Below are 13,846 nucleotides of genomic sequence, written 5' to 3' on the forward strand. Positions count from 1 at the left end.
CGCGGCGTACCGCCGTACGGGCAGCCTCTTCCCGTACGGCTTCCGGTACGACAAGAACCCCCACGGGAACCCCCACGGGTGCAGGGACGGGCTGATCCACGGTGACGGACAAGCAGGACGCAACGCTGGACGGACCCACCGTCCTGAAGCAGTCGACCCGGGTGCTGGCGCTGATGGCCGCCGCCTTCCTGGCGCTGGGCGCGGGCCTGGGCTGGTTCGTCAAGATCGCAGCGAAGTGGCTGGTCACGCTGGACTGGGCCCCGTTGCAGGGTCCTGCCGGGCTGGTCGCGTCGATCCCCGAACCCGGCCTGACCCTCGCGGCGACGGGCCTGGGGGCGCTGCTGGGCGTGGCCCTGGCGCTGTACGCGCGCTTCGAGGAACTCTCGGCCGAGGTCACCGCCGACCACCTCACACTCACCCGAAAGGGAGAGTCCTGGCAGATCCCCGGCTCCAAAGTCGCCCTCGCCTTCGTGGCCGACAAGCACTTCGTCCTGCTCGGGCACGACACCGCCGAACTGGCCCGCGAGAAGACCGACCTTCCGCGGGACCGCCTGGCCGCCGCCCTCACGGCACACGGCTACACCTGGTCGGACGCCGACCCGCACCAGCAGGACTTCCGGCGCTGGGTCCCCGGCGCGGCAGGCCTCCCCGACGGCGCCCACGCCCTCCTCAGGGCCCGCGCGACCGTCCTGGAGAAGGGCTCCGACGACGAGCAGCTCCGCGAACTCCGTGCCGAACTGGCCCGCTTGGGCGTGGTCGTCCGCGACGACAGGAAGCGCCAGTACTGGCGCCCGACCCGCCCGGCCGGGGGCTGACGCGGCCCCGCCCCGGACTGACGCGGCTCCGCCCCGCCATCTCCCGGCGGAGGCGGGCCGGAGCCGGTGTCGGCTCCGGCTCCGGCGTTTATGCCGCCTCTATGGCCGCCTCGCTAAGGTGCCCGGAAGAGCCAGAAGGCCCTCCCTGGAGGGAAGGCCTTCTGGTGCGTGCATGCTGCGCCCCCGGCAGGACTCGAACCTGCGGCCAAGCGCTTAGAAGGCGCCTGCTCTATCCACTGAGCTACGGGGGCCGATGGTGGGCCTGGGGCCCGGATCGGCCGGTGTGGCGGTTGCCGGGGACAAGGATAGGGGTCCTGCCACCGCGGCCCGGTTGCTTCACCTGCGTGGCACGATGTGGAGGTTCAGTGAAGCGCCCCCGATAATCGCAGGCGAGTGCGAATCGCGCACCGCTTTTGGCGTCTCGCGCCCCGGGTGTTGTGCACTCGTTATGCCTGTGCCCCACTCGTCCCAAGTGTCCCAGGGTGCGCATTGTCCCCGATTGGGGGGATATCGGCGCGCAGAGACTGTCTATACGCTTCAAAAAACGGGCATAGTTGGGCATTCTTCGTATGTGGTGACCTTGGACGTACGGCCTCAGCTGCTTGACGCACTCTCCGCCCTGCGCGACCGTGTCGGCGCCGTGCGCCTCCCCTTCCCGCTGCCGGGGGCTCCCCGCGCCCGGCAGACCCGGCTTGAACTCCTCGCGCAGCTCGACGATTATCTCGTGCCCCGGCTGCGCGATCCCGAAGCGCCCCTGCTCGCCGTCATCGGCGGCTCCACGGGGGCCGGCAAGTCGACGCTGGTCAACTCGCTGGTGGGGCGCCGGGTCAGTGAAGCGGGGGTGCTGCGGCCGACGACGCGTACGCCGGTGCTGGTGTGCCACCCGGACGACCACCACTGGTTCGCCGGGATGCGCGTGCTGCCCCGCCTGACCCGGGTGTGGCTGCCCGAGCGGTGCGACGACGGGGCGCAGGACGAGGACAGCGGCGTGCTGCGGGTGGAGACCTCCGAGTCGCTGCCCCTGGGACTGGCGCTGCTCGACGCCCCCGACATCGACTCCCTGGTGGCCGCCAACCGGGTACTGGCCGCCGAACTGATCTGCGCGGCGGACGTCTGGGTCATGGTGACCACCGCGTCGCGGTACGCCGACGCCGTCCCGTGGCATCTGCTGCGGGCCGCCAAGGAGTACGACGCGATGCTGGTGACCGTCCTGGACCGGGTGCCGCACCAGGTGGTGGGCGAGGTGTCCCGCCAGTACGCGGCGCTGCTGACCCGGGCCGGGCTCGGCGAAGTGCCCCGCTTCACCATCCCCGAGCTGCCCGAGTCTGCCGGCGGGGGAAGCGGGTTGCTGCCGTCGACCGCGGTCGCACCGCTCCTCGAATGGCTCACCCACCGGGTGCGGGACCCCGCGGCCCGGCAGCAGGCCGTGGCCCGTACCGCGCGCGGCGCCATGGACTCGCTGAACGCCCGGATGCCGGAACTGGCGGGCGCGGTGTCCGCGCAGTACGCCGCCGCCGTACGGCTGACCGGCGCCGTCGAGGAGGCGTACGCGCACGAGGGTGAGCGGGTGGCCACCCGGCTGCGGAACGGAGCTGTCCTCTCCGGCGGCGCCCTCACCCGGTGGCGCGCCCACCCGGCCGACGCCACCGACTCCGAACTGCTGGACTCGCTGGTCGACAGCCTGACCGCGCTGCTCCAGTGCGCGGTGGCCGCCGCCGACGAACGCGTACGGGCGGTCTGGCGCGACGAACCGGCCGCCCTCGCGGTCGCCCCGGGCGGGCCCGACCCGGAGTCGGGGGAGCGGATCGGCCTGGTCGTACGCCGCTGGCGCCGGGTGCTGGAGGAGCTGGCCGAGGAAGTCGTACGAGAGCTGGACAGGCCCGCCGCACCCGACCCGGAGGCCGTGGCGGCCCTGCTCGCGGCGGCCCTGCTCGGCGGGCGGCGGGCCAGGTCGGCGGGCGAGCGGCTGGCCGAGCGGATCGGGGCCCAGAGCGCGCTGCGGCTGCGCGACCGGGGCGGCGAACTGGTGGCGACGTACATCGAACAGGTACTGCACGCCGAGCGGGACCGGCGGCTGGCACCGATCGACGCGCTGGACGTGACGCCGGAGCCGCAGTCCGCGCTGATCGCCGCGCTGTCCGTGACGAAGAAGGAGAGGTGACGGCGGTGACCGCGAGGACGACGGCGACGACCGGGGCGAGCGAGGCGGGTGGCATGAGGAAGGTGGAAGCGGTAACGGTGCTGAGCGGGGCGCAGAAGTTCGGCGAGGCCGCGGCGGATGAAGCGGCTGCGGTGGGCGGGGCGGACACGGAGGAGCCTGCGGGAGCGCCGGACGCCGACGCGGCATGGGGCGCGGTTGCTGCCGGGAGCGGTGGCTGGGACGACGGGCTGATCGCGCGCCGGGCGGTCGGGCGTGCCCCGGACCCGGGCGGCCGGTCCCTCGGTGAGCTGCGGGAGTGGCCGGGGGAACTACCCGACGAGTCCGGCGACGTACCGCCCGGCGGCGGGGAGTACACGGACGACCTGCGCGTACGGCTCGACGCCCTGCGGGAACTGGTGGGACTTTCGCGGGCCAGGCTCGAAGGGGACACGCTGCACGAAGCGGGCCGGGTACTGGACGAGGCGGTGGCGCGGCGGCGGCTCTCCGCCCAGCACACCGTCGTCGCGATCGCCGGAGCAACCGGAAGCGGCAAGTCCACACTCTTCAATTCGCTCGCAGGAGTGAGGATTTCGGAGACCGGGCTGAAACGGCCCACCACGTCCTCGCCGATCGCCTGCAGCTGGACGGACGGTGCGGCCGGCCTGCTCGACCGGCTCGGCATCCCGGGACGGCTGCGGAGGCGGCCGTTCCAGGTCGGCACGGGTGCCGGGAGCGGCGGTGACGAGGGGCTGCGCGGACTTGTCCTGGTCGATCTGCCGGACCACGACTCGGCCGTCATCGCGCACCGGGAACAGGTCGACCGGGTGCTGGCGCTGGTGGACGCGGTGATCTGGGTGGTCGATCCGGAGAAGTACGCGGACGCCGCCCTCCACGAACGCTATCTGCGTCCGCTCGCCGGGCACGCGGAGGTCACCTTCGTCGTGCTCAACCAGACCGACCGGCTGCCCGGAGAAGCCGCCGACCTGGTCCTCGACGACCTGCGCCGGCTCCTCGACGAGGACGGCATGGCGCTCGGCGAGCACGGCGAGCCGGGTGCCACCGTCCTCGCGCTCTCCGCCCTGACGGGTGACGGGGTGGGGGAACTACGCGAACTGCTGAGGACGTTCGTCACGGAAAGGGGTGCCGCGGGGCGGCGGCTCGCCGCCGATGTGGACGCGGCGGCGGCCAGGCTGCGCCCGGTGTACGTGGCGGAGGGCAGGGCGGGGCTGGGGGAGGAGGCACGGCAGGAGTTCACGGACCGGCTGGCCGAGGCGATCGGCGCCGCGGCGGCGGGCGAGGCGGCGGAGCGCGAATGGCGGCGCCACGCGGGCCGGGCCTGCGGGACGCCCTGGCTGCGGCTGTGGCGCTGGTACGACGCCCGGCGGATGCCCGGCGGCGGCGCACCGACGGAGCGGACGCGGACCACGGCCGGCGACACGGAGGTGACGGCGCGCCAGCGGGTCGAGCAGGCGGTGCGCACGGTCGCCGACGCCGCCACGGCCGGGCTGCCCGCGCCCTGGGCCCAGGCCGTACGGGAAGCCGCGGTGCGCGGCGCCGAAGGCCTGCCGGAGGAACTCGACACGCTGGCCGGGTCCGCCGGGTCCGCCGGGTCCGCCGGGTCCGCCGGGGCGTCGCGGGCAAACCCCCCCTCGGGCTCCCGGCCCCGCTCGAACAGGGGACACCCCCCGCGGCCCGCGTGGTGGCCCGTCGCCGTGCTGGCCCAGGCGGCCATGACGCTCCTTCAGGTGCTCGGCGGGATCTGGCTGCTGGGGCAGGTCCTGGGCGTCCTGGAGCCGGGCCTGCTCCTGCCGTTCCTGCTGATGCTGGCGGGCGTCGCCGGGGGGCCCGCGGTCGAGTGGGGCTGCTGGGCGGCCGCGCGCGGCCCCGCCAGGCGGTACGGGCAGGACGTCGAGCGGAGGCTGCGCGAGGCCGCGGCCGGCTGCGGGCGGGCCAAGGTGCTGGACCCTGTGGCGGCGGAACTGCTGCGCTACCGGGAGGTGCGGGAGCGGTACGTGACGGTCACGGGGGCGGGGCGGTGAGGGGCGTGTGTCCGTCGCGGACGCCGCGGTGGTGGGCGCGGGGGCGCGGCAGTGCGGGGCGTGTGTCCGTCACGGATGCCGTGGCGTGCGCACCGGGGTGGGGCCCTGGCGGGCCGCCGCTGCGGCCTGCCAATGAGGGCCGCCACTGACGGCCGCCCCGTACGGGTGACGGAGTTGTCCCCAACCGGCGGATGATCCACAGGCCGCAGCGGGAAATCCGGGCTCCGGCCAGCATGGAGTCACCAGAGGGAGACACCAGCCGGGAGCCGGCTGGCCATGGAGGGGAGTTCCGTGATGAACGAGACGATGGTGACCCTGGTGGGCAACGCCGCCACCGGCCCTATCGGCACCGAAACGGCACTGGGGCACGTGGTCAGGCTGCGGCTCGCGGTGCGGGCGCGGCGCTGGGACCGCGAGCAGCAGACCTGGGCGGACGGACCGACCAGCTTCTACACGGTGTGGGCGAGAAGGACCCTGGCGGCGAACCTGTCCTCCTCGGTCGACGTCGGCGACCCCCTCGTCGTCCACGGCCGACTGCGCGTCAAGGACGAGACCAGGGAAGGCGAACGCAGGTTCTCGGCGGACGTCGACGCCATCGCGGTGGGCCACGACATGACGCGCGGTACGTCGGCGTTCCGCCGGGTGGCCAGGGCGGACCCCCGACTGGTGGAACCGGCGGCGACCCGCGCCGCGGACCACGGAGAACCCGTCGCCGCGCAGACCGCACCCGCCGTGCCCGCCGCGCAGACCGCACCGGCCGTGCCCGCCGCGCAGACCGTGCCGCAGGGCTGGGCGGCCGAAACCCCGGTGAGCTGGGCGGCCCAGGGCGCGCCCGACCGCAAAGCGGTCCGGGCATCGGTCGGGCCGCCGGACCGGCAGGCCGCGGAGGCGGTGTCCTGAACATCCGCAATGTGGAGGGGACTTGTCGACAACGCAGGGAGGGTTCACTCGTGGGCGATAACGATTGCGATTCGGAATCGGACGTCTGGCCGCATGGCGGGGGGTTGTTCGGCCTTGCTTCCTTAGGATTCCTGGATACCCATGGGGCACTTGGGGTTGCAGGCGAGGCACGCCCCACACGCGCATCACTGCGAAGGAACCTCGCCCGGAGGGGACTTGCATGACTGCCGTAGCGCCGGCTTCCGACCGGAAGTCGCATCCTGCCCGCTCGGAACGCGTACCCCGGGCCCGCCGCCTGCTTGCCGCGGCACTGGCCCCCGGCCTGCTCGCGGCCGGGGTGCTGGCTGGTGCGGGGAGCGCGGTGGCGGACCAGCAGCCGCGCACCTCGGGCGGCGCCGCCGCCACCCTCGGCAAGCTGGCGGTCCACGGCGCGGTGACCATCCGTGACGCGGGCGAGGAGTGGACGGCGGAGGCCGGACTCTTCGAGATGGCCGTCACAGGCGGCGGTGCCCTGCAGAGCTACAGCATCGACCTGCGGACCCCGGCACGCGAGGGGACCACGTACAAGGAAGTCGGCTGGGACCAGTCCTCGCTGCATCGCAACCAGAACGCCGGCAAGATCCGCTGGATCCTGGAGAACTCCTACCCCCAGGTCAACGATCTCGCGGCGCTCGCCGAGAAGGCCGACGTCAAGGCGCTCGACCAGAAGTCCGCGGCCGCGGGCACCCAGGCCGCCATCTGGCGCTTCTCCGACAACGTCGAGGCCCGCCCCGCCGACCCGGGCGCGGCAGGGCTCGCCGCGTACCTGGAGCGGGCCGCGAAGAACGCCCCGCAGCCGCCCGCCTCGCTCTCCCTCAACCCGCCCGCGGTGGCCGGACGAGCCGGTGAGCGGGTCGGCCCGGTCACGGTCCGCGCCCAGGCGGACCGGGTCGACGTGGGCCTCGCAGCCGACGCGCCCGACGGCGTCAAGGTCGTCGACAAGCAGGGCCGCCCCGTCACGCACGCCAAGGACGGAACCCAGCTCTACTTCGACATCCCGGCCTCCGCACCGGCGGGCACGAGCGCGCTCAGCGTCCAGGCGGACGCCCGGGTGCCGATCGGGCGTGCCTTCGTCAGCGACTCCCACAGCCAGACCCAGATCCTGGCCGGGGCCAGTACCTCCACGGTCACCGCCGGCGCCTCCGTCACTTGGGCCGCCCCGAAGGCGGCCGGAGCGGTCCCGGCACTGTCCGCCAGGAAGGACTGCGCCAAGGGCGGTGTCGGCATCACCGCCGCCAACGCCGGCGACGCCGCCTTCACGTTCGAGCTCCTCGGCTTCCGCCACACCATCGCGGCAGGCACCTCGCGGACGGTGACCATCCCCCTGCAGGAGGACCAGGCGTACGACCTCACGGTCTCCGGCCCCGGCGGCCTGCGCAAGAATTTCACCGGGGTCCTGGACTGCGAGACCGCGGGCACCGTGGCCGTCGGCACCGCGGTCGCCCCGGCCAACCGGCCCACCCCGGCCACCGCCGGAAAGCCCACACCGATCGCCACGGGCGACGACGAGAACCTGGCCGCCACCGGCAGCTCCGCCGCGACGCCGACCATCGGTTACCTCGCGCTCGGCATGCTCGTCATCGGCGGCGGCACGGTGTTCCTGCTGCGCAAGAAGACCCCCGCCCCCCAGGGCGAGTAACCACCCACGGCCCCGGGGACCGGACACCCCTGCCGGGTGCCCGGTCCCCGGCCTGCCCGCCGCACCGGCACGGCCGCCACGGTCATGCCCGCCCGCACACCGGTCAGCCGTGCTGCAGCGCGGCAAGACCCTTCTGCAGGTCCTCGCCGTTCATCACCGGCGTGATCTCGACCTTCGCGCCGAGTCCCTCGAAGAGCGGCTCCGAGATCGAGGGCAGCAGGGAACTGTCCTGCATGTCGAAGACGAAGGTGCAGCAGCGCCCGCCCTCACTGGGGCCGAAGTAGGCCGCCTCGGGCTTGAGCCGTTCCGTCATCGACCGCATGATGTCCGGCAGCGTGCCGTTCTTGAGTGCCTCGTTCGAGATCTGGGTGTCCAGATGTGCTCTCAGCATGACCCTCATCGCACGCGCTCCTTCCGGTCACCACGACCGGCGCGATGTCCGCGCTCGCTTGAGACCCGGTGACGTTCCGTTCAGCCTCACCCCGAGCGATCAGGGCAGCAACATCTCGTCCTGCGTCCGTGTCGCAGGACAGGGGCAGGCACGAAACCGTCGCGAAGCCCGCTCGGCGGCGCCCGGCGGCACTCGCCGGCGACACCCAGTGACAGTCCGGCTACCGGTGTACGTCCAGGTCGTGGGCTCTCGGCCATACGGGTTTCCCCCCAGAGGTAGCGGTCAGGCAAGATGGGGTGTATCTGCCCACCCCACGATCTGCCGGACGGTTTCTCTTGGCTGAGTTCATCTACACCATGCGCAAGGCGCGTAAAGCGCACGGCGACAAGGTGATTCTCGACGACGTCTTCCTGAACTTCATGCCCGGCGCCAAGATCGGTGTGGTGGGCCCCAACGGTGCCGGTAAGTCCACCGTTCTCAAGATCATGGCCGGGATCGAGCAGCCGTCCAACGGCGACGCGTTCCTGTCGCCGGGCTACAGCGTCGGCATCCTGATGCAGGAGCCGAAGCTCGACGAGTCGAAGACCGTCCTGGAGAACGTGCAGGACGGCGCCGCCGAGCAAATGGGCAAGCTCAAGCGCTTCAACGAGGTCGCCGAGCTCATGGCGACCGACTACAGCGACGCGCTCATGGAGGAGATGGGCAAGCTCCAGGAGGACCTCGACCACTCCAACGCCTGGGACCTCGACGCCCAGCTGGAGCAGGCCATGGACGCCCTGGGCTGCCCGCCCGGCGACTGGCCGGTCACCAACCTCTCCGGTGGCGAGAAGCGCCGCGTGGCGCTCTGCAAGCTGCTCATCGAGGCCCCGGACCTGCTCCTCCTCGACGAGCCCACCAACCACCTGGACGCCGAGTCGGTGAACTGGCTGGAGCAGCACCTCGCGAAGTACCCGGGTGCCGTCGTGGCCGTCACCCACGACCGTTACTTCCTGAACAACGTCGCCGAGTGGATCCTGGAGCTCGACCGCGGCCGGGCGATCCCCTACGAGGGCAACTACTCCACGTATCTGGAGAAGAAGCAGACCCGCCTCAAGGTCGAGGGCAAGAAGGACGAGAAGCGCGCCAAGCGCCTCAAGGAAGAGCTGGAGTGGGTGCGGTCGAACGCCAAGGGGCGCCAGACCAAGTCCAAGGCCCGTCTCGCCCGTTACGAGGAGATGGCTGCCGAGGCCGACAAGATGCGGAAGCTGGACTTCGAGGAGATCCAGATCCCGCCGGGCCCGCGTCTGGGTTCGATCGTCGTCAACGTCGAGAACCTCTCCAAGGCTTTCGGCGACAAGGTCCTGATCGACGACCTGAGCTTCACGCTGCCGCGCAACGGCATCGTCGGCGTCATCGGCCCGAACGGTGCGGGCAAGACCACGCTGTTCAAGATGATCCAGGGCCTGGAGACTCCGGACTCCGGTTCGATCAAGGTCGGCGACACGGTCAAGATCAGCTACGTCGACCAGTCCCGCGCCAACATCGACCCCAAGAAGACGCTGTGGGCCGTCGTCTCCGACGAGCTGGACTACATCAACGTCGGCCAGGTCGAGATGCCCTCGCGCGCCTACGTCTCCGCCTTCGGGTTCAAGGGCCCGGACCAGCAGAAGCCGGCCGGGGTCCTCTCCGGTGGTGAGCGCAACCGCCTCAACCTGGCGCTGACCCTCAAGGAGGGCGGCAACCTGCTCCTCCTCGACGAACCGACCAACGACCTCGACGTCGAGACCCTGTCGTCGCTCGAGAACGCGCTGCTGGAGTTCCCCGGTGCGGCCGTGGTCATCTCCCACGACCGCTGGTTCCTGGACCGGGTGGCGACGCACATCCTCGCCTACGAGGGCGAGTCCAAGTGGTACTGGTTCGAGGGCAACTTCGAGTCGTACGAGAAGAACAAGATCGAGCGTCTGGGGGCCGATGCGGCACGTCCGCACCGCGCCACCTACAAGAAGCTCACGCGAGGCTGACAGCTGTGGCTCGGCACATCTACTCCTGCCCCCTGCGCTGGTCGGACATGGACGCCTTCGGGCACGTCAACAACGTGGTCTTCCTGCGGTACCTGGAAGAGGCGCGGATCGACTTCATGTTCCGGCTGGCGCCCGGGGAGGGCAGCACGTCCTTCACGGGCGGGTCCGTCGTGGCCCGGCACGAGATCGACTACGTGCGGCCCCTGGTCCACCGGCACGAGCCGGTCACGATCGAGTCATGGGTGACGAAGATCGGCGCGGCGTCACTGACGATCGCGTACGAGATCAAGGACCCCGAGCAGGTGTACGTACGGGCCTCGACGGTCGTCGTCCCGTTCAACCTGGCGGAAGGCCGGCCGCGGCGGATCTCCGCCGAGGAGCGGTCCTTCCTGGAGGAGTACCGCGACGACTCCGCGGACGGCGGCAGGAGCGGCAGGTCCGGTGCGGCCGGGGCTGTCGCGGCATGACGGCGGGGCGGCCATGACGGTGCGCGCGCGGGAGCAGGCCCGGAGGCTGGAGCTGGAAGGACCCGGGGAGGCGGCGGACCTCGCCGCCTTCCTGGGCCGGCTTGTCCACTACGACCGGGCCGCCGCCGTCCGCCTCCAGGCGCGGGGCGGTGCGCTGGCCGTGTTCGGCCGGCCGCCGTCCTTCGAGGTGCTCGCGGTGCGCACGGCCCGCCTGGCGCGGCCCGCCGCGCTGGACGTGACCGTGTCCGCCGGAGAGCTCCTGGAGGCGATCGACGAGCAGGCCGGTGCGCTGCGGGTGCCGGACGCGGTCACCGGGCCGCCGTGGGCGGGCGTGCTGCCGCCGCACGGCGGCTGGCAGCAGGTCGAAGGGATGCCGGACGCGGCGGCACTGCGCGAGGTCGTGGCGGCCGCGGTCGCCGAATTCCGCGCGCGGGACGAGGAGTTGGCTCCCGAGGAGCGGACCAGGGCAGCCCGGGACCGGATCGGGCGCGACATCTGGTCGCGGACGCTCGCCGGTACGCAACTGCCACTGCGGGCGGTGCACGCCGCCCAGTCGCTGGGCTTCCTGCGGCCCGGCGTGCCGGTGGCCCTGCTGGTGGCCGGAAACTGGCTGCGGCTGCGTACGCCCTACGGCTCGGTCTCGGTACGGACGGCGGCTTCCGCGGGACTGGGCTCACTGGCGGTCGCACCGGTCTGAACAGGCCATTGAACCGGGACGGCAGAGCCGGGCCCGGCTCTGCCGTCCCGGACTCAGGACTCCGTGTTGACCATGGAAGCCGCGGCGTACGTCATGTAGTTCCACAGCTGCCGCTCGTGCTCGGCGTCCAGGCCCAGCTCGTCCACCGCCACCCGCATGTGCCGCAGCCACGCGTCGTGCGCCGCCCTGTCCACCTGGAACGGGGCGTGCCGCATCCGCAGCCGGGGGTGGCCGCGCTCGTCGCTGTAGGTGCGGGGCCCGCCCCAGTACTGCATCAGGAACAGCGTGAAGCGCTCCTCGGCCGGGCCGAGGTCCTCCTCCGGGTACATCGGCCGCAGCAGCGGGTCCTCGGCGACGCCCTGGTAGAAGCGGTGCACCAGGCGCCGGAAGGTCGCCTCCCCGCCCACCTGCTCGTAGAAGGTCTGCTCCTGAAGGGTTCCCCGCGGAATCTCGTTCACCTGTCCATCGTCTCAGACGGCAGGGACCAGGACCTGGGCCCTACGACCACCGCGGCCGCGGGATCCGCCCGCACCCGCCGGGGCCGGTGCGGCCCGCGTACTCGCCAAGGGGCCGGTGGGCGCGCCACAGTGGACCCATGGGCGCACACGCGGAGCACGTCGACCTGTACGCCGGCGAGCGGGCGGCGCTGGTCCGCGCCGTCGCGGCGTCCGGAGCTCTTGATGACCCGGCCTGGCGGGCCGCCTTCGAACAGGTGCCGCGCCATCTGTTCGTACCGCACTGGTTCCAGCACGGGCCCGGCGGCTACGAGTGCCTCTGGGGCCGGGACCCGGACCCCAAGCGGCGGCAGCGCTGGCTGAAGGGGGTGTACGCCGACACCGCGCTCGCCACCCGGGTCCAGGACGGCGTGCTGCTCTCCTCCAGCAGCCAGCCCTCACTGATGGCACGGATGCTGCACGAACTGGAGGTACGGGACGGCCTGCGGGTCCTGGAGATCGGCGCGGGCACCGGCTACAACGCGGCCCTGCTCGCCCACCGGCTCGGCGAGGACAACGTCACCACGGTCGACCTGGACCCGGAGGTCACGGAATCGGCCCGGGCGCATCTGGCCGAGGCCGGGTTCCGGCCCGCCGTGGTCGTGGGGGACGGGGCGCGGGGATGCCCGGAGCGCGGGCCCTTCGACCGGATCGTCGCCACCTGCACGGTGCCCGCGGTGCCCCGAGCGTGGCTGCGGCAGTGCACGCCGGGCGCCCGCATCCTGGCCCCGCTGTCGACCGGACTGATCGCCCTGCGGGTACGGGACGCAGGGCACGCCGAAGGGCGCTTCCTGACCACGCCCGCCTACTTCGTACCGCTGCGCGGCGGCCCGGCGGCGCCCACGCCCCGCTACACCGGCGGACTGCCCAGGTCCGCACTGGAGAACGACCTGTTCCGCTTCCTGCTGACGCTCAGCGCGAGCAGTCTGGACCCGCACGAGGCCCTCTCCCTGTGGCACCTGGAGGGCAGGCCGCGCCGGGAGCGGTTCGGGGTGGCGGTCGGCGCCGCGGGCCAGTGGGCCTGGCTGGACGACCCGGCAGGCCCCTACACGTGGCCCATGGCGGAGTGACCCGGCGAAGCGGCCTGCGCCCGGGCGACCCACGGCCGGGCGACCCATGGCGGAGCGACCCATGGCCGAGTGGGAGAACAGCGGCGGGGGGGGGGGGGGGGGGGGGGGGGGCCCCCCCCCCCCCGCCGGGGCGCGGCCCGTCAGCCGCGGTGGATCGTGATCGTCGTCCAGGCGCCGACGTGCACCCGGTCGCCGTCCTGCAACGGCATCGGCACGTACGGCTGGATCGGGTCCTCGCCGCCGTTGATGGTCGTGCCGTTCGTCGAGTTCTGGTCGACGACCGCCCAGGTGCCGTCCGGCTGCTGCACCAGCACCGCGTGCTGGTGCGAGACGCCCGGGTCCTCCGGCGGCACCGCGAGGTCCACGTCGGGGGACTCACCGGTGGAGTGCCGGCGGCGGCCGATGGTGATCTGGTTGCCGGTGAGCTGGAGCTGCTGCTCGGGGGAGTACGCCGGCAGGTTCAGGCCACCCGCCTCCGGGCCGCTGCGCTGCATCATCGCCATGAAGTAGTCACGGTCGGGGCCGACCGTCGCGGACCACTGCCCGCCGCCCTGCTGCGGATGGCCCTGCTGCGGCCCCTGCTGGTAGTCGCCCTGGTATCCGCCCTGCTGCCCCTGCTGCGGGTATCCGCCCTGGTGCTGCTGCCCCTGCTGGTATCCGCCCTGCTGCCCCTGCTGCGAGGGCGGCGGCAGCATCCAGTCGTCGTCGCCCGCACCGCCGGTGTGCTGCGGCTGCTGCTGGTACTCCTGCTGGTACGGGGCCTGCTGCTGCTGGAACGGCTCCGCGGGGCGGTTCATCTGCGAGGGCCGCGAACCCTGGTACTCGTACGGGTCGCGCTGCTGCTGCCCGCCGTACGGGGGCTGCGGGGCGTTCTGCTGCGGGTACGTCGCCTGGTGGGTGAGGAAGTTCCACCGGCACTCCTCGCAGAACGGCGCCAGCGCCTCACGCGGGGTGCGGCACTGCGGGCACAGCTCCGCCTGGGCGGTGGCGTCCTGGCCGCCGTACCCGCCCTGGTCGGGCTGCGGGTAGCCGTACGCGGGCGGCGGTGGCGGGGGCGGCGGCACGGCGCCGGCCATGCGATGGCCGCAGACCTCGCACCAGTCGTCGGAACCCGACTGGTGTCCGTTCGGGCAGGTCGGCATGTCGGCGCTTCCC

General features: G+C 72.7%; 11 protein-coding genes, 1 tRNA gene and 1 pseudogene. 9 read left to right on the top strand and 4 right to left on the bottom strand.

Going from position 1 to position 13,846, the window contains the following annotated elements; genetic code table 11:
• Positions 1 to 101: 101 nt before the first annotated feature.
• The gene (locus tag ACFWVV_RS27140; RefSeq protein ID WP_384341949.1) at positions 102 to 815 is read left to right on the top strand and encodes a hypothetical protein; all 714 of its coding nucleotides are present in this window, start codon (positions 102 to 104) and stop codon (positions 813 to 815) included.
• A gap of 178 nt (positions 816 to 993) precedes the next feature.
• Here ACFWVV_RS27140 and ACFWVV_RS27145 read toward each other — a convergent pair.
• Positions 994 to 1,066, bottom strand: a tRNA-Arg gene (locus ACFWVV_RS27145).
• A 329-nt stretch (positions 1,067 to 1,395) separates the two neighbouring features.
• Here ACFWVV_RS27145 and ACFWVV_RS27150 point away from each other — a divergent pair.
• The 4 genes and pseudogenes from ACFWVV_RS27150 (at position 1,396) to ACFWVV_RS27165 (ending at position 7,572) form a co-directional block, all read left to right on the top strand.
• On the top strand, positions 1,396 to 2,976 hold the full coding sequence (locus tag ACFWVV_RS27150) for a dynamin family protein (RefSeq protein WP_384342193.1): 1,581 nt from the start codon (positions 1,396 to 1,398) through the stop codon (positions 2,974 to 2,976).
• A gap of 5 nt (positions 2,977 to 2,981) precedes the next feature.
• Entirely contained in the window at positions 2,982 to 4,994 is a 2,013-nt protein-coding gene (locus ACFWVV_RS27155) for a GTPase (protein WP_384341947.1), read from the top strand.
• Positions 4,995 to 5,288: 294 nt separating this feature from the next.
• Positions 5,289 to 5,735 (top strand): annotated as a pseudogene (locus tag ACFWVV_RS27160) (single-stranded DNA-binding protein); the annotation flags it as partial.
• Between the two features lie 379 nt (positions 5,736 to 6,114).
• Positions 6,115 to 7,572 carry a TQXA domain-containing protein gene (locus ACFWVV_RS27165; RefSeq protein WP_384341945.1) on the top strand — a complete coding sequence of 486 codons (1,458 nt, stop codon included), beginning with the start codon at positions 6,115 to 6,117 and terminating at the stop codon, positions 7,570 to 7,572.
• A gap of 103 nt (positions 7,573 to 7,675) precedes the next feature.
• Here the strand turns inward: ACFWVV_RS27165 and ACFWVV_RS27170 are convergent, their stop codons facing one another.
• On the bottom strand, positions 7,676 to 7,972 hold the full coding sequence (locus ACFWVV_RS27170) for a hypothetical protein (RefSeq protein ID WP_384341943.1): 297 nt from the start codon (positions 7,970 to 7,972) through the stop codon (positions 7,676 to 7,678).
• A gap of 326 nt (positions 7,973 to 8,298) precedes the next feature.
• On the opposite strand from ACFWVV_RS27170, the gene ettA reads away from it, so the two are divergent.
• From ettA to ACFWVV_RS27185, 3 genes are read left to right on the top strand one after another with little or no spacing between them, the layout of a single operon-like run.
• Positions 8,299 to 9,963 (top strand): energy-dependent translational throttle protein EttA, encoded by a 1,665-nt coding sequence (ettA, locus tag ACFWVV_RS27175; protein WP_384341941.1) that lies wholly within the window; start codon positions 8,299 to 8,301, stop codon positions 9,961 to 9,963.
• A 5-nt stretch (positions 9,964 to 9,968) separates the two neighbouring features.
• Positions 9,969 to 10,430, top strand: a complete 462-nt coding sequence (locus tag ACFWVV_RS27180; RefSeq protein ID WP_384341939.1) for an acyl-CoA thioesterase — start codon at positions 9,969 to 9,971, stop codon at positions 10,428 to 10,430.
• Between the two features lie 13 nt (positions 10,431 to 10,443).
• Positions 10,444 to 11,127 (top strand): hypothetical protein, encoded by a 684-nt coding sequence (locus tag ACFWVV_RS27185; RefSeq protein WP_384341937.1) that lies wholly within the window; start codon positions 10,444 to 10,446, stop codon positions 11,125 to 11,127.
• A 53-nt stretch (positions 11,128 to 11,180) separates the two neighbouring features.
• Here the strand turns inward: ACFWVV_RS27185 and ACFWVV_RS27190 are convergent, their stop codons facing one another.
• Entirely contained in the window at positions 11,181 to 11,585 is a 405-nt protein-coding gene (locus tag ACFWVV_RS27190; protein WP_384341935.1) for a globin, read from the bottom strand.
• A 137-nt stretch (positions 11,586 to 11,722) separates the two neighbouring features.
• On the opposite strand from ACFWVV_RS27190, the gene ACFWVV_RS27195 reads away from it, so the two are divergent.
• Positions 11,723 to 12,691 (top strand): methyltransferase domain-containing protein, encoded by a 969-nt coding sequence (locus ACFWVV_RS27195; protein WP_384341933.1) that lies wholly within the window; start codon positions 11,723 to 11,725, stop codon positions 12,689 to 12,691.
• Positions 12,692 to 12,831: 140 nt separating this feature from the next.
• On the opposite strand, the gene ACFWVV_RS27200 is transcribed toward ACFWVV_RS27195, so the two are convergent.
• A complete protein-coding gene (locus ACFWVV_RS27200; RefSeq protein ID WP_384341931.1) occupies positions 12,832 to 13,833 on the bottom strand; it encodes an FHA domain-containing protein in 1,002 nt (333 codons plus the stop codon).
• Positions 13,834 to 13,846 lie beyond the last annotated feature (13 nt).

Origin of the sequence: Streptomyces sp. NPDC058663 (genome assembly GCF_042716745.1) — a bacterium.
In the GTDB taxonomy this organism is placed as follows: domain Bacteria; phylum Actinomycetota; class Actinomycetes; order Streptomycetales; family Streptomycetaceae; genus Streptomyces.